This window comes from Pseudacidovorax intermedius (genome assembly GCF_003350475.1).
Classification (GTDB): Bacteria; Pseudomonadota; Gammaproteobacteria; order Burkholderiales; family Burkholderiaceae_C; genus Xenophilus; species Xenophilus intermedius.
The window spans coordinates 121925-147958 of the sequence record NZ_QQAV01000009.1; the positions used below are offsets into that span (position 1 = coordinate 121925).

Below are 26034 nucleotides of genomic sequence, written 5' to 3' on the forward strand. Positions count from 1 at the left end.
GGGCCGTTAGAATCCCGTTTTAACCACGGCCTACACGCCATGTCCGCCTGGGTCCTCCCGGATCACATTGCCGATGTGCTGCCTTCCGAGGCGCGCCACATCGAAGAACTCCGACGACAACTCCTCGACACCGCCCGCAGCTACGGCTACGAGCTGGTGATGCCGCCGCTCATCGAGCATCTGGAATCGCTGCTCTCGGGCACCGGCGAGGCGCTGGACCTGCAGACCTTCAAGCTCGTCGACCAGCTCTCCGGCCGCAGCATGGGCCTGCGTGCCGACACCACGCCGCAGGTCGCCCGCATCGATGCGCACCTGCTCAATCGCCAGGGCGTGGCACGCTTGTGCTACTGCGGGCCCGTGCTGCATGCGCGGCCCGATGGTCCCAATGCCACCCGCGAGCCGCTGCAGTTCGGTGCCGAGATCTACGGCCACGCCGGCCGCGAGGCAGACCTCGAAGCACTCGAACTCGCCCTTGCCACGCTGCGTGCGGCGGATGTGCGCGATGCGCTCGTGGATCTGGCGGACGTGCGCGTCGTGCGTGCCTTGCTGGCCGGCGCCCAGGCGCCCCGCGACATCCTGGAGCGCGTGCACGCGGCCCTGGCCGCCAAGGACGCGAGCACGCTGGCCGAACTCACACGCGGATTCCCGGCGCCTGTGCGCGACGCGCTGCGGGTCCTGCCCGAACTGTATGGTGATCGCCAGGTGCTGGACGAAGCCGAGCGCGTCCTGGCCGCCTTCCCTGACGCCCTGTCGGCCGTGTCGGGCCTGCGCTGGCTGTCGGCCCAATTGGCCGAACTGGGGACCACCCGCGTGAGCTTCGACCTGGCCGACCTTCAGGGCTATGCCTACTACAGCGGTGCCCGGTTTGCGATCTACGCTGACGGCGCCAACGACTCGCTGGCGCGGGGCGGCCGTTATGACGAGGTGGGTGCGGTCTTCGGCCGCAACCGGCCAGCCGTGGGCTTCAGCCTGGATGTGCGCAGCCTGGTGGCTGTGGTGCCGCGGCCACCGCTACGCGCGGCCATCCGTGCACCCTGGAGCGACACCGACGCCGGCCTGCGCAGTGCCATCGCGGCGCTGCGCGCCGGTGGCGAGACGGTGGTCTGCGTGTTGCCGGGCCATGAGAGCGAAATCGACGAATTCCACTGCGACCGTACGCTGAACTGCGTCGGTGGCCGGTGGGAAGTGCAAGCCATCTGATCAACGAGAACATTCATGAGCGTGACAACCGGACGTAACGTGGTCGTCGTCGGCACCCAGTGGGGCGACGAGGGCAAGGGCAAGCTGGTCGATTGGCTGACGGAAAGCGCACAAGGCGTGGTGCGCTTCCAGGGCGGCCACAACGCGGGCCACACGCTGGTCATCAACGGCGTCAAGACGGCGCTTCACCTCATCCCAAGCGGCATCATGCGGCCGGGCGTGACCTGCTACATCGGCAACGGCGTGGTGCTGTCGTGCGCCAAGCTGTTCGAAGAGATCGAAGGGCTGGAGAAGGCGGGGGTGGAGGTGCGTTCGCGCCTGCGCGTGTCCGAGGCCTGCCCGCTGATCCTGCCCTTCCACGCCGCGCTGGACGTGGCGCGCGAGGCTTATCGCGAAAAGGGCGGCATCGAGAAGATCGGGACCACCGGCCGCGGCATCGGCCCGGCCTACGAAGACAAGATCGCCCGGCGCGCGCTGCGCGTGCAGGACTTGAAGCACCCCGAGCGCTTCGCGCAGAAGCTGCGCGTGCTGCTCGACCTGCACAACCATGTGCTGACGCAGGTGCTGGGTGCCGAGCCCATCGACTTCGATGCTGTCTACAGCGAGGCGATGAAGCATGCCGAGGTGCTCAAGCCCATGATCGCCGACGTGTCGCGAGAACTGAACGAGGCCCACCGCAACGGCGCCAACCTGCTGTTCGAAGGCGCGCAGGGCACGCTGCTGGACGTGGACCACGGCACCTATCCGTACGTCACCTCGAGCAACTGCGTGGCCGGCAACGCTGCGGCGGGCTCGGGCGTCGGCCCGGGCATGCTGCACTACGTGCTCGGCATCACCAAGGCCTACTGCACCCGCGTGGGCGGCGGCCCGTTCCCCACCGAGTTGGACTGGGAGAAGCCTGGCACCGTGGGCTACCACCTCTCGACCGTGGGCGCCGAGAAGGGCGTGACCACCGGCCGCTCGCGCCGCTGCGGCTGGTTCGACGCCGCGCTGCTCAAGCGCTCGGCCCAGGTCAATGGCCTGTCGGGCCTGTGCATCACCAAGCTGGACGTGCTGGACGGCATTGAGGAACTCAAGCTGTGCACCGGCTATGAACTGGACGGCGAGCACATCGACATCCTGCCGCTGGGTGCCGACGAGATCGAGCGTTGCGTGCCGGTCTACGAGACGATGGAAGGCTGGTCGGACAGCACCGTGGGCGTGACGCAGTACGACAAGCTGCCGGTCAATGCCCGGCTGTACCTGCAGCGCATCGAGCAGGTGACGGGCGTGCCCATCGCCATGATCTCGACCAGCCCGGATCGTGACCACACGATCATGATGCGCCACCCCTACCTCGCCGATTGAACCCGCCCGGAGCCCACGACCCATGTTGACCGAAGACGGAAAGCACCTGTACGTCAGCTACGACGAGTACCACAACCTCATCGAGAAGCTCGCGCTCAAGATCCACCAGTCCGGCTGGGAGTTCGACAACATCCTGTGCCTGGCCCGCGGCGGCATGCGGCCCGGCGATGTGCTGTCGCGCATCTTCGACAAGCCGCTGGCCATCATGTCCACCAGCTCGTACCGCTCCGAGGGCGGCACCATCCAGGGCCACCTGGACATCGCCCACTACATCACCACACCCAAGGGCGAGATCGCCGGCCGCGTGCTGCTGGTGGACGACCTGGCCGATTCCGGCCACACGCTGCAGGCCGTGGTGGAACTGCTGCGCACCAAGTACGCCCCCATCACCGAGCTGCGCAGCGCGGTGCTCTGGACCAAGCAGCTGTCGGTGTTCACGCCCGACTACTCGGTGGAGTACCTGGAGACCAATCCCTGGATCCACCAGCCCTTCGAGGGCTACGACACGATGCGACCGGAGAAGCTGCTCAAGAAGTGGTCCGTCTGAAGAGGGGCTAGCATCGGTGGCATGAGCGCATCTGCCACCGACCTGATCCATCACCCTTACCTTCCTCCGTCGAGTTTCGAGGCCCCACAGCCGGGCATCTTCAAGGCCTCGACGGTCTTCTTCCCCAGCGTCGCTGCCATGCGCGCGCGCGACTGGAAGAGCAAGGCAGGCTACACCTACGGCCTGCACGGCACCCCCACCACCTTCCTGCTCGAAGAACGGCTGGCCGCCCTCGAAGGCGGCAGCCAGTGCCTGCTGGCGCCCAGTGGGCTGGCCGCCATCTCGCTGGTGGCGTTGTCGCTGCTCGGTCGTGGCGATGAGGTGCTGATCCCCGACAACGCCTACGGCCCCAACAAGGCCCTGGCCACGGGCGAACTGGCCAACTACGGCATCACGCACCGCCTTTATGACGCGATGGACCCGGCCGATCTGGCTGCGAAGCTCTCGGAGCGCACGCGGCTGGTGTGGATCGAGGCCCCGGGCTCGGTCACGATGGAGTTTCCCGACCTGCCTTCGCTGGTGGCCGCGTGCCGCGCGCGCGGCGTGGTCAGCGCGCTGGACAACACCTGGGGCGCCGGCCTGGCCTTCAATCCCTTCGACCTCGTGGGCGACGGGCAGGGTGTGGACATCTCCGTCCACGCGCTCACCAAGTACCCGAGCGGCGGCGGCGATGTGCTGATGGGCAGCGTGGTCACGCGTGACGAGGCCCTGCACCTCAAACTCAAACTCACGCACATGCGCTTGGGCATCGGTGTCGGTGCCAACGATGCCGAGACGCTGCTGCGGGCGCTGCCCAGCGTGAACCTGCGCTATGCCGCGCACGACCGCGCAGCACGGACGCTGGCGACTTGGCTGGGCGAACGCGAAGAGATCGCGCAGGTGCTGCATCCTGCGCTGCCTGGCTCGCCCGGCCATGCGCACTGGCAGACGCTGTGCGGCGCCAGCGACCTGGCGGCCGGACTCTTCTCGGTGGTCTTCGACGGCCGTTTTGCCGTCGAGGCCATCGACCGCTTCTGCGACAGCCTGAAGCTGTTCAAGCTGGGCTACTCGTGGGGCGGACCCATCAGCCTTGTCGTGCCCTACGACATCGGCCTGATGCGCGATCCGTCGGTCAGCCGCTGGCCGCACAAGGGCACGCTGGTGCGCTTCTCGGTGGGGCTGGAGCGAGTGGAGGACCTGCAGGCCGACCTGGCGCAGGCGCTCGCCCGGCTCTGAGCGCGGCCTCGGCTTCCGCGCCGGACTCGCCCGCGCCCGGCGCGCCGTAGGCACGTCCTGCGATATCGCTTACATTGGGGCGGAGGCTGCCCCGAGCCCCGGGGCGGCGGCATCGACAAGGAGGCGTGCGCGTGGCCACACCCAATTACGGTTACGAGAAAAGACAGCGGGAACTGGCCAAGAAGCAGAAGAAGGAAGAGAAGCTGCGGGCCAAGGCGGAGCGCAAGATTCCCCCGAGCAGCCCGGGCCTTGCACCCGGCGACCCCGAGACGGACGTCGCGTCGCTGGAGCACGATGCGCCGACGGTGCCCGAGACACCCACCAAGGACGGCTGAGCTCCCCCGTCACCCAGGCCCGCCCCCTTCAGCGCAGTATCTTGCGCATGGCGGGCCAGACGTTCTCGAGAATGCGCGGATGCGCGATGGCCAGCGGATGAATTCGGTCCGCCTGGAACATCGAAGCCGCGTCCGGCCCGTCCGCCACGTTCTTCAGCAGGAAGGGCACCACGTCGGACTGGGTCGCCTTTCCCACGCGGCCGAAGATCTCACCGAAGCGGCGCGTGTAGTCCGTCCCGTAGTTGGGCGGCACCTGTATCCCCACCACCAGCACCTTGGCACCGGCCGCCTGGCTGGCCTTGGCCATCTGCATCAGGTTGTCCTCGGTCGACGCCAGCGGCAGGCCCCGCAGGGCGTCGTTGGCGCCCAGTTCCAGGATGACGTGCGTGGGCTTGTGCTGGGCCAGCAGGGCGGGCAATCTCGCCCGGCCGCCGGAGGTCGTGTCGCCGCTGATGCTGGCGTTGATGACCTTGGCGGCGATCTTCTGCTCGGCGAGCCGCTTCTCCATCAGCGCCACCCAGCCTTCGCCGCGCTTGAGGCCGTACTCGGCCGACAGTGAATCGCCGACCACCAGGATCACGGGTGTCTTGGCTGGCGCCGGCTGCGCCAGGGCCGAAAGACCCCACGGGCCCGCCGCCGACAGGGCCAGCGCGGTGCGCAGGATAAAGTGACGTCGAATCAGCACGCGAGTCCTTTCCAATTCATGTCCAACACCGTGGAAGCCATCGTCGCCGTCGAACACGTCTACAAGTCCGTCGCCGATTCCACAGGCACGCTGGACATTCTGCAAGACATCCATTTCACCCTCGGCGCGCGGGAGACCGCCGCCATCGTGGGCGCGTCGGGCTCCGGCAAGAGTACGTTGCTGTCGATCATCGCGGGGCTGGACGTTCCCACCCGCGGCACGGTCAGGCTGGCGGGCGAGGACCTCTTCGTGGTGGACGAGGACGACCGCGCGGCCCTGCGTGCACGCCAGGTCGGCTTCGTGTTCCAGAGCTTCCAGTTGCTGGGCAACCTGACGGCGCTTGAGAACGTGATGCTGCCGCTCGAACTGGCCGGTCGCAGCGATGCCCGCGCCGCCGCCACCGAGATGCTGGGTCGCGTCGGACTGGGGCAGCGCCTGCGCCACTATCCCAAGCTGCTGTCCGGCGGTGAGCAGCAGCGGGTGGCGTTGGCCCGCGCCTTCGTCGTGCAGCCCCGGCTGCTGCTGGCCGACGAGCCCACGGGCAGCCTGGATTTCGCCACCGGCGAGCAGGTGATGCAACTGATGTTCGACCTCAACCGCGAGCTGGGCACGACGCTGCTGCTGGTGACGCACGACCGCGCCATTGCGCAACGCTGCGAGCGGCGCATCACCATCGCCGCCGGCCGGGTCGCGCAGGACGAATCGACGCCCGCGCCGATGGCCGCCTGAGCGCGCCGCCGGCGGGCATTCAGCGCGCTACCGCTCGACGCCACCCCGTCCCGCTCCTATACTCCCAGGGAGTATCGAAGGAGCGCCCTTGCCCCATTCCGCCGAAGAGAAGAAGCGCGTCATCACCCGCCTGCGCCGCATCCGGGGCCAGACCGAGGCGCTGGAGCGCGCGGTGGAGGCCGGCACCGACTGCGGCGCGCTGCTGCAGCAGCTGTCGGCGCTGCGGGGCGCCGCCACGGGCCTGATGGCCGAGGTGCTCGACAGCCACCTTCGCGAAACCTTCGGCGCCGCCGGCGAAAAGCCGGCCGATGCCCAGGCAGAGATCGAGCAGGTGATGCGCATCGTGCGCAGCTACCTGCGCTGACGCCTCCTTCGTTTCCCTACCCATCCATTCATCAGGAGAACCGACCATGAAATCCCGCGCCGCCGTTGCCTTCAAGGCCGGAGAACCCCTGCAGATCGTCGAGCTCGACGTGGCCCCGCCGAAGAAGGGCGAGGTGCTGGTCAAGATCACCCACACGGGCGTCTGCCACACCGACGCGTTCACGCTGAGCGGCGACGATCCGGAAGGCCTGTTCCCGGCCGTGCTGGGCCATGAAGGCGCGGGCATCGTGGTCGAGGTGGGCGAGGGCGTGACCAGCGTCAAGCCGGGCGACCACGTCATTCCGCTCTACACCGCCGAATGCGGCGAGTGCCTGTTCTGCAAGAGCGGCAAGACCAACCTGTGCGTGGCCGTGCGCGCCACCCAGGGTAAGGGCGTGATGCCCGACGGCACTACCCGCTTCAGCTACAACGGCCAGCCGGTCTACCACTACATGGGCTGCTCGACCTTCAGCGAGTACACCGTGGTGGCCGAGGTGTCGCTGGCCAAGATCAGCCCCGATGCCAACCCCGAGCAGGTGTGTCTGCTGGGCTGCGGCGTGACCACGGGCCTGGGCGCCGTCAAGAACACGGCCAAGGTGCAGGAAGGCGATTCGGTCGCCGTCTTCGGCCTGGGCGGCATCGGCCTGGCGGTGATCCAGGGCGCCAAGCTGGCCAAGGCCGGCCGCATCATCGCCATCGACACCAACCCCTCCAAGTTCGAACTGGCCAGGACCTTTGGCGCCACCGACTGCATCAACCCCAAGGACTTCGACAAGCCGATCCAGCAGGTGATCGTCGAGATGACGACCTGGGGCGTGGACCACAGCTTCGAGTGCATCGGCAACGTCAACGTGATGCGTGCTGCGCTGGAATGCGCGCACCGCGGCTGGGGCCAGTCGGTGATCATCGGCGTGGCGGGCGCGGGGCAGGAGATCTCGACCCGGCCCTTCCAGCTGGTCACCGGCCGCAAGTGGCTGGGCACGGCCTTCGGCGGCGTCAAGGGCCGCTCGCAGCTGCCGGGCATGGTGGAGGACGCGATGGCGGGCCGCATCCAGCTGGAGCCCTTCGTCACGCACACCATGCCGCTCACGGACATCAACGAGGCCTTCGATCTGATGCACGAAGGCAAGTCGATCCGCTCCGTCGTGCACTACGCCTGAGCGCGCGACCCCAATGGAACGCGTCGAACAACATGCCAGCTTCGGCGGCCGCCAGGAGGTGTGGAAGCACGCTTCTAAAGTGCTGGGCTGCGAGATGAAGCTGGGCGTCTACCTGCCACCGGCAGCGCTGGCCGGCGAGGCCTGCCCGGTGCTGTACTGGCTGTCGGGCCTGACCTGCAGCGAGCAGAACTTCATCACCAAGGCGGGCGCGCAGCAGCATGCGGCGCAGCACGGGCTGATCCTGGTGGCGCCCGACACCAGCCCGCGCGGCGAGGTGATCGCCAACGACCCGGCCTACGACCTGGGGCAGGGCGCGGGCTTCTACCTCAATGCCACGCAGGCGCCCTGGGCGCCGCATTTCCGCATGGAGGACTATGTGGTGCAGGAGCTGCCTGCGTTGGTGGAGCAGCACTTCGCCACCACCGCGCGGCGCGGCATCTTTGGCCATTCGATGGGCGGCCATGGCGCGCTGACGCTGGCGCTGCGCCATCCGGGCCGCTATGCGAGCGTGTCGGCCTTTTCGCCCATCGTGGCGCCGACACAGGTGCCCTGGGGCCAGAAGGCCTTCGCGGCTTACCTGGGCGAGGACCGTGGCGAATGGGCAGCCCATGACGCGGTCGAGCTGATCGGCACCGCCACCGAGCGCCTGCCTCTGCTGGTGGACCAGGGCGAGGGCGATGAATTCCTGGCCGGGCAACTGAAGCCCGAGCTGCTGCAGAAGGCTTGCGACGCTGCGGGCCATCCGCTCACGCTGCGCCTGCAGCCGGGCTACGACCACAGCTACTACTTCGTCGCCAGCTTCATCGGCGACCACGTGGCACACCACGCCAAGGCGCTCAAGGACGACTGATCGGGCGCCTGCGGGCTGGCGGATGGCGCCGTTCGGCGAGCCTCTGCGTCAGGCGGCTGCGTGAGGCGGCTGCCGTGCCACAGCGCTGCCCGCAGTTCCACCCGCGCCTACTCGGCAGTGATGTTCCCGGTGCGCACCACCTCGGCCCAGCGCGTCGCGTCCTTGGCGATCAGCTTGCCGAACTCGGCGGGCGTCGAATGCGCCGGCACCATGCCCTGCGCCTCGAAGATGGTTGCCACCTCGGGCTGCTTGAGCACGTCGGCGATCTCGCGGTTGAGGCGCTCGATGACCGGCTGCGGCGTGCCCTTAGGCGCTAGCACACCGTACCACATGTCCACGCTGCCCATCTTGAGGCCGGCCTCGGCCAGCGTGGGCGTCTGCGGCAGTTGCGGCACGCGCTTGTCGCTGCCGACGGCCAGGGCCTGCAGCTTGCCGGCCTTGATGTGCGGAAGGGCCACATGCACCGGCAGGAACATGGCGTCGAGCCGGCCGCCCAGCAGGTCGGTCACGGCACCGGCCGTGCCCTTGTAGGGCACATGCAGCATGTCGACGCCCGAGGTCTGCGTCAGCAGCGCCATCGACAGATGGTGCGGCGTGCCCACGCCGGGCGTGCCGTAGGTGAGCTGGCCAGGCTTGGCCTTGGCCTGGGCGACCAGTTCGGCGGCCGTGTGCGCCCTCTGCACCTGCGGGTTGGTCACCAGCAGCAGCGTGCCCCACGATGTGAGGGCCACGGGCGCGAAGTCGTTGACGGGGTCGTAGGGCAGCGACTTGTACAGGCTCTTGTTCATCACCAGGGTGTTGACCTGCACCAGCAGCGTGTAGCCATCGGGCGCGGCGCGGGCCACGCGCTCGCTGCCGATGTTGCCGCTGGCGCCGGGCACGTTGTCCACCACCACCGGCTGGCCCAGGGTCTTGGGCAGGCGGGCCGACAGCTGGCGGGCCACGATGTCGATGCCCGTGCCTGGCGTGTAGGGCACCACCAGCGTGATGGGCCGGTCGGGCCAGGCCCAGGCGGGGGCGGCGGCCGTCATCGCGGCGGCCACCAGGGGCAGCCAGCGCATCCACTTCGTCGTCTTCATGTCTCCACTCCTGCCGCAGCTCGCGGCGTTCGAATCTCAGGTTGCGCCAGCGCAAGGCGGCGGCTGGGCACCCGTGTTATTGGGCCAGCGGTCGGCCATGAAGTGAAATTCAGGAATCACATGCATTGATTAGCTGCCGCAATGAATGCGGCGGCACGCGCGGCGGCTTCAGCGCGACATCGTCGGCAGCAGCTCGACCAGCACTTCGTCGAAGGCCTGCATCGCTGCTGTCTGCGCCGCGCCGCGTCGTGACACGCGGTAGAAGCCCAGCTTGAGCTGCGGGCTGCCCAGCACCTCCATGGCCACGCGGTGGCGCCGGCAGGCGGCGACGGCGAAGGTGGGGATGACGGCGCTGCCGAAGCCGGCCTCCACCATGGAAATCATCGTGGCGATGAAGCTCACCGGCTGCGTCTCTTCGGGCACGATGCCCAGGCGGTGAAGGTGGGTGTCGATGCTGCGCTGGATCGGGTTCTCCGTCGGCAGGGTGATCAGCCGCGTGCCGCGCAGGGAGGTCCAGGTGCTGCGGCCCAGGGCGGCGGGTGCCTCGTCGGCGGGCGAGACCTTCATCAGCGCGAATTCGGCGATCTGCCGCCGCACCAGACCCGCGCTCACCTTGAAGAAGAAGCCCAGGCCGATGTCGGCCGCGCCCGACTCCACCAGCGACTGCACGCCCTGCAGGTCGCTGTCCATGAGCTGGATGCGCACCTCGGGCTGGGCCTGGCTGAAGCGCGCGAGCATCTGCGGCAACAGGTGCGAGGACACCAGTGGTGTCGCTGCGATGCGCAGCTGCTGCCGCGTGCGCTGGCCCAGGGCGCCGACCTCGGTGCCGGCATCGTCCAGCTGCTGCAGCACGTTCTCCGCCACGGCGGCGAAGCGCCGGCCTGCCTCGGTCAGCTGCACGGCGCGCGTGGTGCGGTCGAACAGCCGTGCACCCAGCTGCTTCTCGACCTCGCGCACCAGGATGCTGAGGCCGGCCTGGGTCATGTGCACCCGCTCGGCCGCTCGGGTGAAGCTGCCGGCCTGGGCGACGCTCAGGAAGGCGCGGATCTGCCGCATGGTCAGGTTCATATGCCGATTTTATGAGTGCATGTCATACCTAAACTTGCCTGATGCCTAGGGCTGCGGCCCAATACCGCCATCGCCTACACGACATCGAGACCGCACACCATGACCGCAGACAACGCAAGCACCGGCATTCCGCACGAAAAGACGCAGGTCGTCATCGTCGGCGGCGGCCCGGTGGGCATCGGCCTGGCCATCGAGCTGGGCCAGCGCGGCATCCACTGCACGCTGGTGGAGCGCCACCGCGAGCCGCAGCCCATCCCCAAGGGCCAGAACCTGACGCAGCGCACGATGGAGCATTTCCATTTCTGGGGCGCCGAAGCCGCCCTGCGTGCCGCCCGCACCATTCCGCCCGAATACGGCATCGGCGGTCTGACGGCGCACGGCACGCTGCTGAGCCCCTACCACTACGACTGGCTGCAGCGCGAACTGGTGCGGCCCTACTACTTCACCGCCAACGAACGCCTGCCGCAGTACGCCACCGAGGCGGTGCTGCGCGCCCGCGCCGCCCAACTGCCCGCCGTGCGCGTGCTCTACGGCTGGACGGCCGAGGACGTGCGCGTGGACAACGACACCGTGTACGCCGAGGTGACCGAGACGGGCGGCGAGGGCCGTCGCGTCATCGAAGGCCGCTACCTGGTGGGCTGCGATGGCAGCCGCTCCAGGGTGCGCGCCCAGGCCGGCATCACGCAGACGCTGTCGGACCACGACCGCATGATGGTGCTGCTGGTCTTCCGCTCCGAAGGCCTGCACCAGCTGCTCTCGCGCTACCCCGGCAAGTCCTACTACAACGTGCTGCAGCCCGAGCTGGACGGCTACTGGAAGTTCTTCGGCCGCGTCGACCTGGGCAGCACCTGGTTCTTCCACGCGCCGGTGCCGCCCGGCACCACCCGTGACAACTTCGACTTCAAGCGCTACCTGCACGAGGCGGTCGGCGCCGAGTTCGAGGTGGATTTCCAGCACATCGGCTTCTGGGACCTGCGCTTCGCCATCGCCGACCGCTACCGCGCCGGCCCGGTGTTCATCGCCGGCGACGCGGCCCACAGCCATCCGCCCTATGGCGGCTATGGCGTCAACACCGGCTTCGAGGATGCGCGCAACCTGGGCTGGAAGCTCGCTGCCACGCTGCAGGGCTGGGGCGGCGAGGCGCTGCTCGATTCCTACGATGCGGAGCGGCGGCCGGTGTTCGCCTCCACCTCGCGCGACTTCATCGCCCGCTCCATCGAGATCGACCGCGACTTCCTGCGTGCCCACGATCCGGCCCGCGACCCGGCTGCCTTCGAGCAGGCGTGGAACGCGCGCAGCAGCGGCGCGGTGGGCGAGGTGCAGTCCTTCGAGCCCCATTACGAAGGATCTCCGCTCGTGCTACACGCCCCCAGTGCCCAGGCCGGTCCAAGCAGCGCGGTGGGCAGCCACAGCTTCCTGGCCCGCGCGGGCCATCACCTGGCGCCGGCCGGCCTGGGCGACGGCCGCAATGTGTTCGAGGCGCTGGGCGAGGGCTACACGCTGCTGGCCTTCGGCGCCAGCGATGCAGACGTGGCGGCCCTGGTCGAGGCGGCGGCGGCGGTGAAGGTGCCCCTGAGCGTGGTGCGCGACACCGCGGACGGCGAACGCCAGCGTTATGGCGCCGCGCTCGTGCTGGTTCGGCCGGACCAGTTCGTGGCCTGGGCGGGCGATGGCCTCGCCAGCCCCGCACAGGCGCAGCAGGTGATGGACACGGTCAAGGGCAGCAGCAGGGCCATCGCCGCCTGAGCGACGCGCGCAGCCGCCGTGCGGCGGCGTGGCGTGGCGCGCACTGCGCAAGGCACGGAGGCCGCGCCCTCGGCCGTCAGGGCCATGCGGCGCCGGCCGACAAGGCCCGGGCATGCGGAGGAGGGCGGGCAGCCGGTGCCCGCCGATAATCCCGCGCGATATGTCTTCCTCCCCCAAAGTGATCTTCGGCTTCCACGCCGTGGGCGTGCGGCTGAAGACCTCGCCGGGTTCCGTCCTCGAGGTGCTGTTCGATCCCACGCGGCGCGATGCCCGCATGAAGCAGTTCATCGCCCGCGCCCAGGAAAGCGGCGTACGTCTCATCGAAGCCGACGGCGTGCGGCTGGCCCGCCTGACCGGCGGCCATGGGCACCAGGGCGTTGCCGCCCGCGTCGAGCCTGTCGCCCAGACCCATTCCCTCGACGAGCTGCTTGATCAGCTCGACGCCGCGGGCACCGTGCCGCTGCTGCTGGTGCTGGACGGCGTGACCGATCCGCACAACCTGGGCGCCTGCCTTCGCGTGGCCGACGGTGCCGGTGCCCAGGCCGTGATCGCGCCCAAGGACCATGCCGCCGGCATCAATGCCACGGTGGCCAAGGTGGCCAGCGGTGCCGCCGAGACGGTGCCCTACTTCATGGTGACCAACCTGGCGCGCACGCTCAACGAACTGAAGGAGCGCGACATCTGGGTGGTGGGCACCAGCGACGACGCGCCCGGCACCCTCTACCAATGCGACATGCGCCGCCCGACGGCCCTGGTGCTGGGCGCCGAGGGCGCCGGCATGCGCCAGCTCACCCGCAAGACCTGCGATGAGCTGGTGAGCATTCCCATGTCTGGCGCGGTCGAGAGCCTGAACGTGTCCGTGGCCAGCGGCGTCTGCCTGTACGAGGCCATGCGCCAGCGCCAAGCGGCGGCCGCATCCTGATGAAGAAAGAGCAAGAAGCCATGAACGACAACAACGACAACGACAACCTGCCGGGTGGTGCCGGTTTCGAGCCGTCCGCCAAGCTGGCGTTCGACCTCAACCTGGCGCTGTACCTCGACCTGGTGGCGCTGCTGGAGCGCAACGGTGTCGTCAGCTACCGCCAGATGGCAGCCCGCGTGCTCAACATCAGCATGAATGCGCGTGAAGACGGCAACCAGCCACTGGCTTCGGCGCTCGAGGGCATCGCCCAGGGCTTCGCCGGCCGGGGCGACGGCCTGTCCATCGACACGCTCAAGGTGGCCGGCGACGTGCGCAACGACGAAGCCATGGGCGACATTCCCATGCGGCCCGAAGGGCTCTGATTCGTGGACCTGACGGGCCGGTTCATCGGCGCCGGCCCGTCCCCTTCACGCGTTCGAGCAGGAAGTCGATGAACACCGTCGTCGCCCGGGTGTGGTGGCGGTTGGGCATGTAGAGCATGTACATGTGGTTGCCGAAGATGGACAGGCGCCATTCGTCCAGCGTGGTCAGCACCTCGCCGCGGTCCACGGCGTTGCGCACCACGTAGTCGGGCACGATGCCCACGCCCAGGCCGGCCTCGATGGCCTGGCGCAGGAATTCGAAGTTCTCCGAGATCAGCGTCGGCTCCAGCAGCACCTCGTGCCGCTCGGCGCCCAGGTAGGCTGCCACCCGCAGCTGGCGGCCGATCACCATGGCCGTGATCAGCGGTGACTGGCGCAGCGCTTCCAGCGACTGCGGCAGGCCATGGGCCTGCGCATAGGCGGGCGAGGCGCAGGCCACGTAGCGCACTCGGCCCAGGTCGCGCGCCACCAAGTTCTGCGGCGGCTCGGACATCACGCGCACGGCGATGTCCACCTCGCCCTGCAGCAGGTCTTCCACCCGGTTCTCGAACACCACGTCCAGCACGATGCCGGGGTACTGCCGCTTGAAGTCGATCAGCCAGGCGGCCATCACCTGCTGGCCGTAGCCGCTGGGCACTGACAGCCGGATGCGGCCCTGCAGGCTCTGGCCCAGCATCTGCACCGATTCGCGGGCCGCCAGCAGTTCGTCGCGGATGGCGCGGCCGTGCTCGTAGAGCCGCTGGCCGATCTCGGTGGGCTCGATGCGGCGGGTGGTGCGGCGCAGCAGTTGCTGGCCCAGCGTGCGTTCGAACTGGGCCAGCCGGTAGCTCACGTTGGCGCGGCTCATGCGCAGGCGCCGGGCGGCCTCGCTCAGGTTGCCGGCTTCGATGATCTCCACCAGCAGGGAGAGCATGTTCAGGTCCATCGTCAAATCCCATTTGACAGTCTGTCAAGCAAGCGGCGGATTGTCATCCAGGGCGAGCGGGACAAGAATGCGCAGGTGCCGGCGCAATGCCGGCTTGTGCCTTTCCCGGAGACAGCTGCCTCATGACATCGATCCCCGCCACGCCCGCCGACGCCGTCCGCCACCAGATCCAGGGCGAGATCCTGCAGATCACCGTCGACAACCCGCCCGTCAACGCGCTCTCGGCCGCGGTGCGGCGCGGTCTGTTGGCCGCCATCGAGGCCGCGGACGCCGAGCCGCGCGTGAAGGCGGTGCTGATCGTGGGCCAGGGCGCCAACTTCATCGCCGGGGCCGACATCCGCGAGTTCGGCCAGACGCCGCAGCCACCCTCGCTGCCGGAGGTCTGCAACCGCATCGAGGCCTGCAGCAAGCCGGTGGTCGCCGCCCTGCGCGGCGCAGCCCTGGGCGGCGGCCTGGAAGTCGCCATGGCCGCCCACTACCGTGTGGCCCTGGCCGATGCCAAGCTGGGCCTGCCCGAGGTGCAACTGGGCCTGATGCCCGGTGCCGGCGGCACGGTGCGGGCGCCTCGCCTCATTGGCGCTGAAGCCGCCCTGGAGCTGATGCTCAGCGGCCGCCATGTGAAGGCCAAGGAAGCCCTGTCCCTGGGTCTGGTGGACCGCCTGGCCGACGGTGACGACGCCGTGGCTGCAGGCCTGGCTTACGCGCAGGCCCTGCTGGCCGCCGACGCCTCGGTGCGCCGCACCCGCGATGCGCAGGGCCTGGCAGATCGCATTGCGGCCCAGGCCGCCATCGACGCGGCCCGCGCCGACACGGCCAAGAAGTCGAAGAACCTGTTCTCGCCGCACAAGATCGTCGAGGCCGTTCAGATCGCGCTCGACAAGCCCTTCGACGAAGCCATGACGCTGGAGCGCCAGGCCTTCATGGCCTGCATCGACAGCCCGCAGCGCGCCGGCCTGATCCATGCCTTCTTCGCCGAGCGTGAAGTGGTCAAGGTGCCCGAGGCCCAGGCCGCGCAGCCGCGCAAGCTGGACAAGGTGGGCATTGTCGGCGGCGGCACCATGGGCGCGGGCATCGCCGTGTCGGCGCTGGACGCCGGCCTGCCGGTGGTGATGGTCGAGCGCGACGATGGGTCCATCGCCCGCGGCCAGGCCAACGTCGAGAAGGTCTACGACGGCCTGATCAAGAAGGGCCGCATGACGCCCGAGGCCAAGACGGCCGTCATGGCCCGCTTCAGCGGCAGCACCGACTACGCAGCCTTCGCCGATGTGGACCTGGTCATCGAGGCCGTGTTCGAGGACATCGAGGTCAAGAAGGCCGTCTTCAAGGAACTGGACCGCGTCTGCAAGCCCGGCGCCGTGCTGGCCACCAACACCTCGTACCTGGACATCGACGCCATCGCCGCCAGCGTCTCGCGGCCGCAGGACGTCATCGGCCTGCACTTCTTCAGCCCGGCCAACATCATGAAGCTGCTGGAGATCGTGGTGCCGGCCAAGGTCAGCGCCGACGTGGTCTCCACCGCCTTCGCGCTGGCCAAGAAGATGAAGAAAGTGCCGGTGCGCGCCGGCGTGTGCGACGGCTTCATCGGCAACCGCATCCTGGCCGTCTACAAGCAGGCCGCCGACTACATCATGGAAGACGGCGCCAGCCCCTACGAGATCGACGAGGCGGTGCGCGGCTTCGGCTACCCGATGGGCCCCTTCCAGGTGACCGACCTGGCGGGCGGCGACATCGGCTGGGCCACGCGCAAGCGCCGCGCTGCCACGCGCGACCCCAAGGCCCGCTATGTGGAAGTGGCCGACCGCGTGTGCGAACGCGGCTGGTTCGGCCAGAAGACTGGCCGCGGCTTCTACCTGTACCCCGAGGGTGCCCGCACCGGCCAGCCCGACCCGGAAGTGCTGGCCATCGTCGACGCCGAGCGGCAGAAGAAGGGCATCACGCCGCGGAAGTTCACGCCCGAGGAGATCATGCGCCGCTACATGGCCGCCATGGTCAACGAGGGCGCCAAGGTGGTCGAGGAGGGCATCGCGCTGCGGCCGCTGGACGTGGACGTGACCTTCCTGTACGGCTATGGCTTTCCGCGCTTTCGCGGCGGTCCGATGAAGTACGCCGACATGGTTGGCCTGCCGAAGGTGCTCGACGACATCCGGACCTTTGCCAAGGAAGACCCGCTCTTCTGGAAGCCGGCGCCGCTGCTGGAGAAACTGGTGGCCGAGGGCCGCGACTTTTCGAGTCTGAACCAGGCGCGCTGAGCCGCCTTTCTCCGTTCATCGATCCCCGACACCGCTGATGCGCCGGTAGGCGCAGGGCGGTGCTCACCCCAAGGACCACCCATGGACCTGAATTTCACGGCCGAGGAAGAGGCCTTCCGCAGCGAGGTGCTGCAGTTCCTGTGCGACAAATTGCCCGCGCGTATCGCCGACAAGGTCAAGCGCGGCCTGCGCCTGACGCGCGAGGACATGATCGAGTGGCACGGCGTCCTCAACGAGCGCGGCTGGCTGGCCAACCACTGGCCGAAGCAGTACGGTGGTCCAGGCTGGGGCGCGGTGCAGAAGTTCATCTTCGAGAACGAATGCGCCCTGGCTGGCGCGCCGCGCATCGTGCCCTTCGGCGTCAACATGCTCGGGCCGGTGCTGATCAAGTACGGCAGCGAGGCGCAGAAGCAGCACTGGCTGCCGCGCATCCTCAGCGGCGAGGACTGGTGGTGCCAGGGCTATTCCGAACCCGGCTCCGGCTCGGACCTGGCCTCGGTCAAGACCACGGCCGTGCTGGACGGCGACCATTACGTGGTCAACGGCCAGAAGACCTGGACCACGCTGGGCCACTACGCCAACATGATCTTCTGCCTGGTGCGCACCAACCGCGAGGCCAAGGCCCAGTCGGGCATCAGCTTCCTGCTGGTGGACATGGATTCGCCCGGCGTGGAGGTGCGGCCCATCATCACGCTGGACGGCGAGCACGAGGTCAACGAAGTCTTCTTCACCGATGTGCGTGTGCCGGCCGCCAACCTCGTGGGCGAGCAGGACAAGGGCTGGACCTATGCCAAGTACCTGCTGACCTACGAGCGCACCAACATCGCGGGCGTGGGCTTCTCGGTGGCCGCGCTCGAGAAGCTCAAGCGCATCGCCGCCAAGGTGCAGCGCAACGGCCGGCCGCTGTCGCAGGACCCGCTCTTCTCCGCCCGCTTGGCCAAGGTGGAGATCGACCTGGAGAACATGAAGACCACCAACCTGCGCGTGATCGCCGCCGTGGCCGGCGGTGGCGTGCCGGGAGCGGAAAGCTCCATGCTCAAGATCCGCGGCACCGAGATCCGGCAGGAGATTTCGTCGCTGGCGCGCCGCGCCATGGGCCCCTATGCGCAACCCTTCATCGAGGCCGCGCTGTACGCAGGCTGGGACGAGCCCGCCGTCGGCCCCGAGGAGGCCGCGCCGCTGGCCGCCCAGTACTTCAACAACCGCAAGCTGTCGATCTTCGGCGGCTCCAACGAGATCCAGAAGAACATCATCTCCAAGATGATCCTCGGCCTATGAACTTCGAACACACCGAAGACCGCCGCATGCTGGCGGACTCCCTGGACCGCTTCATCGCCGACCAGTACGGCTTCGAAGCCCGCGATCGCATCGCGAAGAGCGACGAGGGCTTCAGCCGCGCGCACTGGGCGCAGATGGCCGAGATCGGCGCCATCGGCGCGCTGCTGCCCGAGGCTGTGGGCGGCTTCGGAGGCGGCGGTTTCGACGTGGCCGTGGTGTTCGAGAGCCTGGGCAAGGGCCTGGTGGTCGAGCCCTTCCTGGGCGCGCTGGTGGTGGGCCAGGCCCTGGCCGCCGCGGGCAGCGAGGCGCAGCAGGCCCGTGTGGCCGGTCTGGTGGATGGCGGCACCCTCGCCGCACTGGCGCATGACGAACCCGGCTCGCATTACGAAGTCCACCGTGTGGCGACGCGCGCCGTGCGGCAGGGCGAGGGCTGGCGGCTCGACGGTGCCAAGGCCGTGGTGGCGCTCGGCGCGCAGGCCGACCTGCTGCTGGTCTCGGCCCGCACCGGCCGTGCCATCGACGATGCACAAGGCATCTCGCTCTTCCTGGTGTCCGGCGACGCGCCCGGCCTGCTGCGTCGCGACTGCCCGCGCATCGACGGCGGCCGCGTGGCCGAGCTGACGCTCGACGGCGTGCAGTTGCCCGCCGATGCACTGCTGGGTGCGGAAGGCGAGGGCGCGGGCATTTTGGAGCGCGCGGTCGGCTGGGGCGTGCTGGCCCTATGCGCCGAGGCCCTGGGCGCCATGGAAATCGCCAAGCGAGACACGCTGGAGTACCTGCGCACCCGCAAGCAGTTCGGCGTGCCGATCGGCAGCTTCCAGGCGCTGCAGCACCGCATGGCCGACCTGCTGCTGGAGGTGGAGCAGGCGCGCTCCGCCGTCATCAACGCGGCAGCGGCCATCGACGGTGACGACCGCCTGGCGCGCGAGAGGGCGCTCTCGGCCGCCAAGTACAGCATCGGCCGCATCGGCACCAAGGTGGCCGAAGAGAGCATCCAGCTGCATGGCGGCATCGGCATGACCTGGGAGCTGCCGCTGTCGCACTATGCCAAGCGCCTGGTCATGATCGACCATCAGTTCGGCGACGAGGACCACCACCTGGCGCGCTACATGGCGCTGAGCGCGGAGGTGCCGGCATGACGATGCGCCTGCCGCTCGAAGGCGTGCGCGTGCTGGATCTCTCGCGCGTGCTGGCCGGCCCCATGTGCGCCCAGGCCCTGGGCGACCTGGGGGCCGAGGTCATCAAGGTGGAGCATCCCGGCCGCGGCGACGACACGCGCGACTGGGGCCTGCGCGTGGGCGCGCGCAACACCAGCTACTTCAACAGCGCCAACCGCAACAAGCGCTCCATCGGCATCGATCTCGGCACGGCCGAGGGCCAGCAGCTCGCGCGCGAGCTGGCCGCCAAGTGCGACGTGTTGATCCAGAACTTCAAGTTCGGCGGCATCGAGAAGATGGGCCTGGGCTACGAGGCGCTGCGCGCGATCAACCCCGGCCTGGTGTACTGCTCGATCACCGGTTACGAGCGCGGCGGCGCCGAGAAGGCGCGCCCCGGCTACGACCTGGTGGTGCAGGGCGAGGCCGGCTTGATGGCGCTGAACGGCGAGGAAGGGCAGGGCCCGCTCAAGTTCGGCGTGGCGGCGGTGGACATGTTCACCGGCATGTATTCGGCGCAGGCCATCCTGGCCGCGCTGTTCGACCGCCAGCGCACCGGCCAGGGACGCCATGTGGAGATGGCGCTGTACGACTGCGGCCTGATGATCACCGCCTACTACGGCATGGAGGCGCTGCTGCAGGGCGGCGACCCGCCCAAGTACGGCAATGCGCATCCGTCCATCGTGCCCTATGGTGTGTTCGATGCGCAAGACGGCCCGGTGGTGATCACCGTGGGCAACAACACGCAGTTCCAGCGCTTCTGCACCGACGTCATCGAGCGGCCCGAGATGGCGACCGACGAGCGCTATGCCACCAACCTCGCGCGCTCGCGCAACCGCTACACGCTGCTGCCCGAGTTGCGCGCCGAGTTGGCCAAGCGCCCGCGCGCGCTGCTGCTCGAACGCATGCGCGCCGCGGGCATTCCCTGCGGCGAGGTGCTGGGCCTGCTGGAGGCGCTGCAGTCCCAGCGCACCGCCGATGCGGGGCTGCTCACGCAGTACGCCGAGGCTGATGCGCCGGACGTTCCAGTGCCCGTGCTCGCGCCGCCCTACCGCCTCGATGGCGCCCGCGTGCCGGTGCGCCGCGCGCCGCCCGGCCTGGCTCAGCACACCGAGGATGTACTGAGTGAGTTGCTCGGCCTGGACGCGAGCCGCGTTGCGGCGCTGCGGCAGTCCGGCGCGCTCTGAATGCTTTGCTGCGGCAGCCTCCCAAGCGGGCGTCTGTCCGATGCGGGCCAATGAACCCAGGTCCGTTCGGGCTGAGCTTGTCGAAGCCGGGCACGCGCGTGTCAAAGCCCTTCGACCCTTCGGCGGGCTTAGGACAGGCAAGCTCAGAGCGAACGGGTGAACCGATCTGCATCTCGGGCAGTCGGCTTTCTTTTTTTGACGACACGGTCCCACGAGGACCTGGAGACATCACCATGACCCAGCGAGCCCACAACGCCCGCCGCCTTCTTCTCGCCGCCGCGGCCGGCGCCCTCGGCCTGGCCGCACTGCCGGCCGCCGCCCAGGCCTGGCCCGACAAGCCCATCAAGCTGATCGTGCCCTTCCCGCCGGGCGGCCCCACCGACACGGCTTCGCGTCTGGTCGGCCAGAAGCTGGCCGAGCGCCTGAAGCAGCCGGTGGTGGTGGAGAACCGCGCCGGCGCCTCCGGCACCATCGCCGCGCAGTTCGTCGCCAAGAGCGCGCCGGACGGCTACACGCTCATGATGCTGGCCACGCCCACGCTGCTGGCGCCGCACCTGTATAAGAGCGCCGGCTACGACACGGCCAAGGACTTCGCGCCCGTCGCCACGGTGTACGACCTGCCCATCGTGATGGTGGTCAACCCCGCCGTGCTGCCCGACGTGAAGACGCTGCCCGACCTCATCGCCAAGGCCAAGGCCGAGGGCGGCAAGCTCAACTACACCAGCTCGGGCCCGGGCAGCTTCGGCCACCTGACGACCGAGATGCTCAAGGACCTGGGCGGCTTCGACATGCAGCACATCGCCTACAAGGGCGGCACGCCGGCCGTGACCGACCTGCTGGGTGGCCAGGTGCCCGTGATGTATGCCGACCTGGTCGCGGCCCTGCCGCACATCCAGGCGGGAAAACTGCGCGCCATTGCCGTCGGCTCGCCGCAGCGCATCGCGCAACTGCCCGAGGTGAAGACGGTGGCCGAGCAGGGCTTCAAGGGCTTCGACGCCGTGTCCTGGGGTGGCCTGCTGGCGCCGGCCGGCACGCCCCAGCCGGTCATCGACCGCGTGAGCCGCGAGGTCAAGGCGATCCTGGCGGAGCCCGACATCCAGAAGCGCCTGATCCAGGCTGGCGCCATCGCCGCTTGGCAGCCGCCGGCCCAGATGGCCAGCCGCATGCGCACCGACTTCGACAAATGGGGCAAGGTGATCCGTGACAAGCAGGTGGCGGTGAACTGATGGCTGCCGCCGCCGCGTCTTCCGCCCAGGCCTGGCCGCCACGGCATCCGCCGCTGGCCGCGCCGTTTCCCGTGCGCAGCCGGGCCGACATCGAGCGACTGGCGGCCACCCCGCTGGCCGAGTCGCTGCCTGCGCGCAGCACCTACGAGCTGATCCGCAACGCGGCGCTGGCCTTTGGCGACAAGACGGCGCTCACCTTCCTGCGCGACGGCAACCCCGACACGCCGCCGGTGCGCTGGACCTATGCCGAACTGCTGGCCCGCATGCACCAGACGGCCAATGCGCTGTATGCGCTGGGCCTGGGCCCCACGGACACCGTCGCTGTGCTGCTGCCCGGCTGCCTGGAATACCACCTGGCCCACTGGGGTGGTCAGGCGGCCTGCATCGTGCAGCCGCTCAATCCGCTGCTGACCGAGGACAAGCTGGCGGCGCTGCTGCAGGCCACTGGCGCGAAGGCGCTGATCGCCTACGGCGCGCCGGAAGATGCGGACTATTGGGACAAGGCCCTGCGGCTGCAGGCGCGCGTGCCCACCCTGCGGCATGTGCTGCGCGTGGCGCCGCATGATGAGGCGCCCGCGGATGCGCCCGCGCTGCCGCCCGGGGCGCTGCACTTCCAGGAGGTTCTGGCAGCCCAGCCCGACGACCTTCTGGTGAGCGGCCGCGTGATCGCCGCCGAGGACGTGGCGGCCTGCTTCCACACCGGCGGCACCACGGGCGCGCCCAAGCTCGCCCGACACACGCACGGCAACCAGATCTTCACCGCCTGGGCGAGCGTCGTCACGCAGGGCACGAACAGTGCCGACGTCGGCATCGCCGGCTTCCCGCTGTTCCATGTGGCAGGCGTGCTGCCGGGCGCGCTGGCGTCGCTTTCGGCCGGTGCCGAGATCGTCATCCCGACCACGCTGCTGATGCGCAACCGCGAGGTGGTGCGCAACTACTGGAAGCTCGTCGAGCGCTACCGGCCCACCGTGCTTGCGGCCGTGCCCACCATGTTGGCGGCGCTCGCCAATGTGCCGCTGGAAGGCGCCGACATTTCCTCCATCACCTATTGCCGTACCGGCGCGGCGCCGCTGCCGGCTGAGTTGGGCGCGCGCTTCGAGCGGCTGTTCGGCCTGCATGTGCACGAGAGCTTCGGCATGACCGAGATGGCCGGCATCAGCAGCGTCACGCCGCGCGGCGTGTATGCGCCGGCCGGTTGCGTGGGCTTCGTGCCGCCGCATGCGCAGGTGCGCATCGTGGCGCTCGACGCGCAGGGCGGCGCCAGCGCGCGCGAGGTGGCGCCCGGCGAGACGGGCATGGTGCTGTTCAAGTCGCCCAACGTCTTTCCGGGCTACCTGGACCCGCGGGACACGGCCAAGGCCTTCACGCCCGATGGCTGGCTGGCCACGGGCGATCTCGGCCGGCTGGACGAGCAGGGCCTGCTGCACCTGGCCGGCCGCGCCAAGGACCTGATCATCCGCGGCGGCCACAACATCGACCCCGGCATGCTGGAAGACGCCCTGGGCGCGCATCCCGCCGTGCAGACCTGCGCCGCCGTGGGTGCCCCCGATGCCTATGCGGGCGAGCTGCCGGTGCTCTTTGCCACGCTGCGGCCGGGCGCCGAGGCCACGGAGGCCGAGCTGCTGGCCTTCGCCAGCGCCCGCGTGGACGAGCCGCCGGCGCGGCCGAAGTGGGTGGCGGTGCTGCCGGCCCTGCCCACCACCAACGTGGGCAAGATCTACAAGCCCGAACTGCGGCAGATGGCCGCGGTGACGGTGGTGCGGCAGACCGTGGCGGGGCAGGGCGAAGGCGCAGGCGCCGCGCGCATCGAGCCCGAGGGCGCCGCCGACGTGGCCGTGCACCTCGGCGCCGGCTGGACCGACGACGCGCGTGCAGCGTTGCAGGCCGCCCTGGACCCTTTGCCCGTGAAGGTGCACCTGCGGGACGGCTGAGCATCGCCCGACGATTTCAAGTGGAAGCAAGAAAAGGAGACAAGACCATGACCTCGACCCATCCCCTCGGCCTGACCCGCCGCCGCCTGCTGCGCGCCACGGCCGCGGCTGGCGCTGTCGGCCTGCTGCCGCTGGCACACGCCCAGTCCGGCTGGCCCGACAAGCCGATCCGTTTCGTCGTGCCCTTCAACGCCGGCGGCGCCACCGACATCGTGGCGCGCCTGCTGTCGGAGAAGCTCGCGCCGAAGCTGGGCCAGCCCATCGTGGTCGACAACCGCGGCGGGGCCGGCGGCATCCTGGGCACCGACATGGTGGCCAAGGCCGCGCCGGACGGCAGCACCTTCACCGTGGCGCTGAGCACTTCGCTGCTGATTAACCAGTTCCTCTACAGCAAGCTGCCGTACAACCCGCAGAAGGACCTGGCCCTGGTCTCGCAAGTGGCCGTGGCACCCGTGGTGCTGGCCGTGCACCCGAGCGTGCCGGCGAAGAACGCGCAGGAGCTGCTGGCCTACGTGCGGGCCAACCGCAGCAAGGTCTCGTATGGCTCCTGGGGCATCGGCTCGTACGCGCACCTGGGCGGCGCCTTCATGAGCCGCAGCCAGAACGCCGACATGGCGCACGTGGCCTACAAGGGTGAGGCCTTGATGCTGCAGGACCTGATCGGCGGCCAGATCCAGATGGCCTTCGCCAGCGCGCTGGGCGCCAAGCCGCATGCCGACACCGGCCGGCTGCGCCTGATCGGTGTGACGGGCGAGCAGCGCATGGATATCCTGCCGCAGCTGCCCACGCTGGCCGAGCAGGGCATGCGCGAGGACGCCTACCGCATCGTCGGCTTCGTCGGCATGGCGGCTCCGGCGCGCACGCCGCCGGAGATCGTGCAGCGCATGTCGCGCGAGGTGCAGCTGCTGTGCGAACAGCCCGACATCCGGGCGCGCATCGTGGCCATGGGGTTCTCGGTGGCCGCGTCCACGCCGGAGGCTTTTGCCACCGCCTACAAGCGCGACGCGCCGGCCTGGGAGGCGCTGGTGAAGGAGTCGGGCGCCAGCCTGGACTGAGCGGGCGCGAGGGCGCGAGGGCGCGAGGGCGCCAGGGCGCCAGGGCGCCAGGGCGCAGTGCGGCCGGCGGACGGCATGCGCCTTCCATCCACGGGGGCCGATCTGCCCAGGTCGGCTGGCAGTCAAGGGCGTGGTGTCCAATGCGGCCATGGCTTCCCGACGAATCCCGACCCCGTCTTCCGTTCCACCCACCCCGGCCGAAGCGGCCAGCGACAGCCGCACCGTGCGCGCCCTCGTGCTGCAGGGCGGCGGCGCACTCGGCGCCTACCAGGCCGGTGTGTACGAAGGCCTGTCCAGCGAGCACCACGCACTCGACTGGGTGGCGGGCGTTTCCATCGGCGCCATCAATGCGGCGCTGATCGCGGGCAACCCGCCCGAGCGGCGTGTCGAGCGGCTGCGCGAGTTCTGGCAGCTGGTCTCGTCGGCACCGGGCCAGCAACTGCCCATCTGGGCAGGGGAGCGCCGGCTGCTCGCGCAGTTCAGCGCCAACGCGGCCGTCGCGATGGGCATTCCCGGATTCTTCTCGCCGCGCGTCGACCCGACGCTGCTTCTCGGCGGCGCGGCGCCGGTCCTGAGCTACTACGACACGTCCGCGCTCAAGTCCACGCTGGAGCGGCTGGTGGACTTCGACCGCCTCAACGACGACGGCATTCGCGTGTCGGTGGGGGCGGTCAACGTGCGCAACGGCAACTCGGTGTACTTCGACAACCGTCGCGTGCGTATCGGGCCCGAGCACATCATGGCCAGCGGCGCCTTGCCGCCGGGCTTTCCGCCGGTGCACATCGACGGCGAGGACTATTGGGATGGTGGCATCGTCTCCAACACCCCGCTGCAGTACGTGCTGGACGAGCATGAACGCAACCGCCGCCTGCTCGTGCTGCAGGTGGATCTGTTCAGCGCCGTCGGACCCATGCCCACGACACTGGCCGAGGTCACCGCCCGTCAGAAGGACATCCAGTACTCCAGCCGCACCCGGCTCAACACCGACGTGCTGGGCGCCAACGTCAACCTCCAGCAGGCGTTGGCCGGCCTGCTGGAGCGCCTGCCGCCCCAGATGCTGGAAGAGCCGGGACTGCGCGCGCTCTGCCAGCACCTGCGCAGCGAGCCCATCGACGTGGTGCACCTCATCCACCGGCCCGCCGAATGGGAGCAGGACGCCAAGGACTACGAGTTCTCCCGCCTGGCGATAGATGCGCACTGGGCCGATGGCCTTCGCGACATGCGCCACTCGCTCGCGCATCCGGAATGGCTGCAGCGGCAGGTGCAGGGCGGCGGCGTCACCACCTACGACCTGGCCCGGCCCGACCATGCGCGCGTGCGCCGGCCCGGCACCGGGGTGGACACGGCACCTTCCGCTTGAGGCCGCCGACGTACCGCCGTTCCTGGTTGGCCCCGCCGCATCGCAGTGATAAGGTCGCCCG

The 26034-nt window shown here is 69.4% G+C and carries 24 protein-coding genes; 20 read left to right on the plus strand and 4 right to left on the minus strand.

Annotation, left to right across the window (positions count from 1 at the left end; all coding sequences use genetic code 11):
* Nucleotides 1-39 precede the first annotated feature (39 nt).
* From DFR41_RS20305 to DFR41_RS20325, 5 genes are all read left to right on the plus strand, one after another.
* Nucleotides 40-1200, plus strand: coding sequence for an ATP phosphoribosyltransferase regulatory subunit (locus DFR41_RS20305; protein WP_017760718.1), 1161 nt, complete (start codon nt 40-42; stop codon nt 1198-1200).
* Between the two features lie 15 nt (nt 1201-1215).
* Nucleotides 1216-2547, plus strand: a complete 1332-nt coding sequence (locus DFR41_RS20310) for an adenylosuccinate synthase (protein WP_043114796.1) — start codon at nt 1216-1218, stop codon at nt 2545-2547.
* A 22-nt stretch (nt 2548-2569) separates the two neighbouring features.
* Nucleotides 2570-3094: a phosphoribosyltransferase gene (locus DFR41_RS20315; protein ID WP_017760720.1), complete on the plus strand. Its 525-nt coding sequence runs from the start codon at nt 2570-2572 to the stop codon at nt 3092-3094.
* Nucleotides 3095-3115: 21 nt separating this feature from the next.
* A complete protein-coding gene (locus DFR41_RS20320) occupies nt 3116-4309 on the plus strand; it encodes a PLP-dependent transferase (protein ID WP_114804072.1) in 1194 nt (397 codons plus the stop codon).
* A 131-nt stretch (nt 4310-4440) separates the two neighbouring features.
* A complete protein-coding gene (locus DFR41_RS20325) occupies nt 4441-4644 on the plus strand; it encodes a hypothetical protein (RefSeq protein WP_043114791.1) in 204 nt (67 codons plus the stop codon).
* A gap of 28 nt (nt 4645-4672) precedes the next feature.
* On the opposite strand, the gene DFR41_RS20330 is transcribed toward DFR41_RS20325, so the two are convergent.
* A complete protein-coding gene (locus DFR41_RS20330; protein ID WP_043114795.1) occupies nt 4673-5326 on the minus strand; it encodes an arylesterase in 654 nt (217 codons plus the stop codon).
* Between the two features lie 21 nt (nt 5327-5347).
* On the opposite strand from DFR41_RS20330, the gene DFR41_RS20335 reads away from it, so the two are divergent.
* The 4 genes from DFR41_RS20335 to fghA all read left to right on the plus strand — a co-directional run bounded on the left by DFR41_RS20335 (nt 5348) and on the right by fghA (nt 8431).
* Nucleotides 5348-6058, plus strand: coding sequence for an ABC transporter ATP-binding protein (locus DFR41_RS20335; RefSeq protein WP_017760929.1), 711 nt, complete (start codon nt 5348-5350; stop codon nt 6056-6058).
* Between the two features lie 88 nt (nt 6059-6146).
* On the plus strand, nt 6147-6422 hold the full coding sequence (locus DFR41_RS20340; RefSeq protein WP_017760930.1) for a metal/formaldehyde-sensitive transcriptional repressor: 276 nt from the start codon (nt 6147-6149) through the stop codon (nt 6420-6422).
* 46 nt (nt 6423-6468) lie between these two features.
* Nucleotides 6469-7581 carry an S-(hydroxymethyl)glutathione dehydrogenase/class III alcohol dehydrogenase gene (locus tag DFR41_RS20345; RefSeq protein WP_114804073.1) on the plus strand — a complete coding sequence of 371 codons (1113 nt, stop codon included), beginning with the start codon at nt 6469-6471 and terminating at the stop codon, nt 7579-7581.
* 13 nt (nt 7582-7594) lie between these two features.
* Complete coding sequence (fghA, locus tag DFR41_RS20350; protein WP_114804074.1) at nt 7595-8431, plus strand: S-formylglutathione hydrolase; 837 nt, start codon at nt 7595-7597, stop codon at nt 8429-8431.
* 107 nt (nt 8432-8538) lie between these two features.
* Here the strand turns inward: fghA and DFR41_RS20355 are convergent, their stop codons facing one another.
* Nucleotides 8539-9510 carry a tripartite tricarboxylate transporter substrate binding protein gene (locus DFR41_RS20355; protein WP_114804075.1) on the minus strand — a complete coding sequence of 324 codons (972 nt, stop codon included), beginning with the start codon at nt 9508-9510 and terminating at the stop codon, nt 8539-8541.
* 168 nt (nt 9511-9678) lie between these two features.
* Nucleotides 9679-10578, minus strand: a complete 900-nt coding sequence (locus DFR41_RS20360; RefSeq protein ID WP_114804076.1) for a LysR family transcriptional regulator — start codon at nt 10576-10578, stop codon at nt 9679-9681.
* 99 nt (nt 10579-10677) lie between these two features.
* Here DFR41_RS20360 and DFR41_RS20365 point away from each other — a divergent pair, with 99 nt between their 5' ends.
* From DFR41_RS20365 to DFR41_RS20375, 3 genes are all read left to right on the plus strand, one after another.
* Nucleotides 10678-12324, plus strand: a complete 1647-nt coding sequence (locus tag DFR41_RS20365; protein ID WP_017760935.1) for an FAD-dependent monooxygenase — start codon at nt 10678-10680, stop codon at nt 12322-12324.
* A 160-nt stretch (nt 12325-12484) separates the two neighbouring features.
* Nucleotides 12485-13246 carry a 23S rRNA (guanosine(2251)-2'-O)-methyltransferase RlmB gene (rlmB, locus tag DFR41_RS20370; RefSeq protein WP_043114789.1) on the plus strand — a complete coding sequence of 254 codons (762 nt, stop codon included), beginning with the start codon at nt 12485-12487 and terminating at the stop codon, nt 13244-13246.
* A gap of 20 nt (nt 13247-13266) precedes the next feature.
* Nucleotides 13267-13608 carry a hypothetical protein gene (locus tag DFR41_RS20375; protein WP_043114793.1) on the plus strand — a complete coding sequence of 114 codons (342 nt, stop codon included), beginning with the start codon at nt 13267-13269 and terminating at the stop codon, nt 13606-13608.
* A 22-nt stretch (nt 13609-13630) separates the two neighbouring features.
* Here DFR41_RS20375 and DFR41_RS20380 read toward each other — a convergent pair whose 3' ends face one another.
* Nucleotides 13631-14533, minus strand: coding sequence for a LysR family transcriptional regulator (locus tag DFR41_RS20380; protein WP_114804077.1), 903 nt, complete (start codon nt 14531-14533; stop codon nt 13631-13633).
* Between the two features lie 122 nt (nt 14534-14655).
* Here DFR41_RS20380 and DFR41_RS20385 point away from each other — a divergent pair, with 122 nt between their 5' ends.
* The 8 genes from DFR41_RS20385 to DFR41_RS20420 all read left to right on the plus strand — a co-directional run bounded on the left by DFR41_RS20385 (nt 14656) and on the right by DFR41_RS20420 (nt 25973).
* Nucleotides 14656-16782 carry a 3-hydroxyacyl-CoA dehydrogenase NAD-binding domain-containing protein gene (locus tag DFR41_RS20385; protein WP_114804078.1) on the plus strand — a complete coding sequence of 709 codons (2127 nt, stop codon included), beginning with the start codon at nt 14656-14658 and terminating at the stop codon, nt 16780-16782.
* 81 nt (nt 16783-16863) lie between these two features.
* On the plus strand, nt 16864-18060 hold the full coding sequence (locus DFR41_RS20390; protein ID WP_114804079.1) for an acyl-CoA dehydrogenase family protein: 1197 nt from the start codon (nt 16864-16866) through the stop codon (nt 18058-18060).
* Nucleotides 18057-19199, plus strand: a complete 1143-nt coding sequence (locus DFR41_RS20395) for an acyl-CoA dehydrogenase family protein (RefSeq protein ID WP_114804080.1) — start codon at nt 18057-18059, stop codon at nt 19197-19199. The genes DFR41_RS20390 and DFR41_RS20395 overlap by 4 nt, the downstream gene beginning before the upstream one ends.
* On the plus strand, nt 19196-20401 hold the full coding sequence (locus DFR41_RS20400; RefSeq protein ID WP_017757984.1) for a CaiB/BaiF CoA transferase family protein: 1206 nt from the start codon (nt 19196-19198) through the stop codon (nt 20399-20401). The genes DFR41_RS20395 and DFR41_RS20400 overlap by 4 nt, the downstream gene beginning before the upstream one ends.
* A 233-nt stretch (nt 20402-20634) precedes the next feature.
* On the plus strand, nt 20635-21627 hold the full coding sequence (locus DFR41_RS20405; protein ID WP_114804081.1) for a tripartite tricarboxylate transporter substrate binding protein: 993 nt from the start codon (nt 20635-20637) through the stop codon (nt 21625-21627).
* A complete protein-coding gene (locus tag DFR41_RS20410) occupies nt 21627-23558 on the plus strand; it encodes an acyl-CoA synthetase (RefSeq protein ID WP_114804082.1) in 1932 nt (643 codons plus the stop codon). The genes DFR41_RS20405 and DFR41_RS20410 overlap by 1 nt, the downstream gene beginning before the upstream one ends.
* A gap of 47 nt (nt 23559-23605) precedes the next feature.
* Entirely contained in the window at nt 23606-24613 is a 1008-nt protein-coding gene (locus DFR41_RS20415) for a Bug family tripartite tricarboxylate transporter substrate binding protein (RefSeq protein ID WP_114804083.1), read from the plus strand.
* Nucleotides 24614-24761: 148 nt separating this feature from the next.
* Nucleotides 24762-25973 carry a patatin-like phospholipase family protein gene (locus DFR41_RS20420; protein WP_114804147.1) on the plus strand — a complete coding sequence of 404 codons (1212 nt, stop codon included), beginning with the start codon at nt 24762-24764 and terminating at the stop codon, nt 25971-25973.
* Nucleotides 25974-26034: the final 61 nt, after the last annotated feature.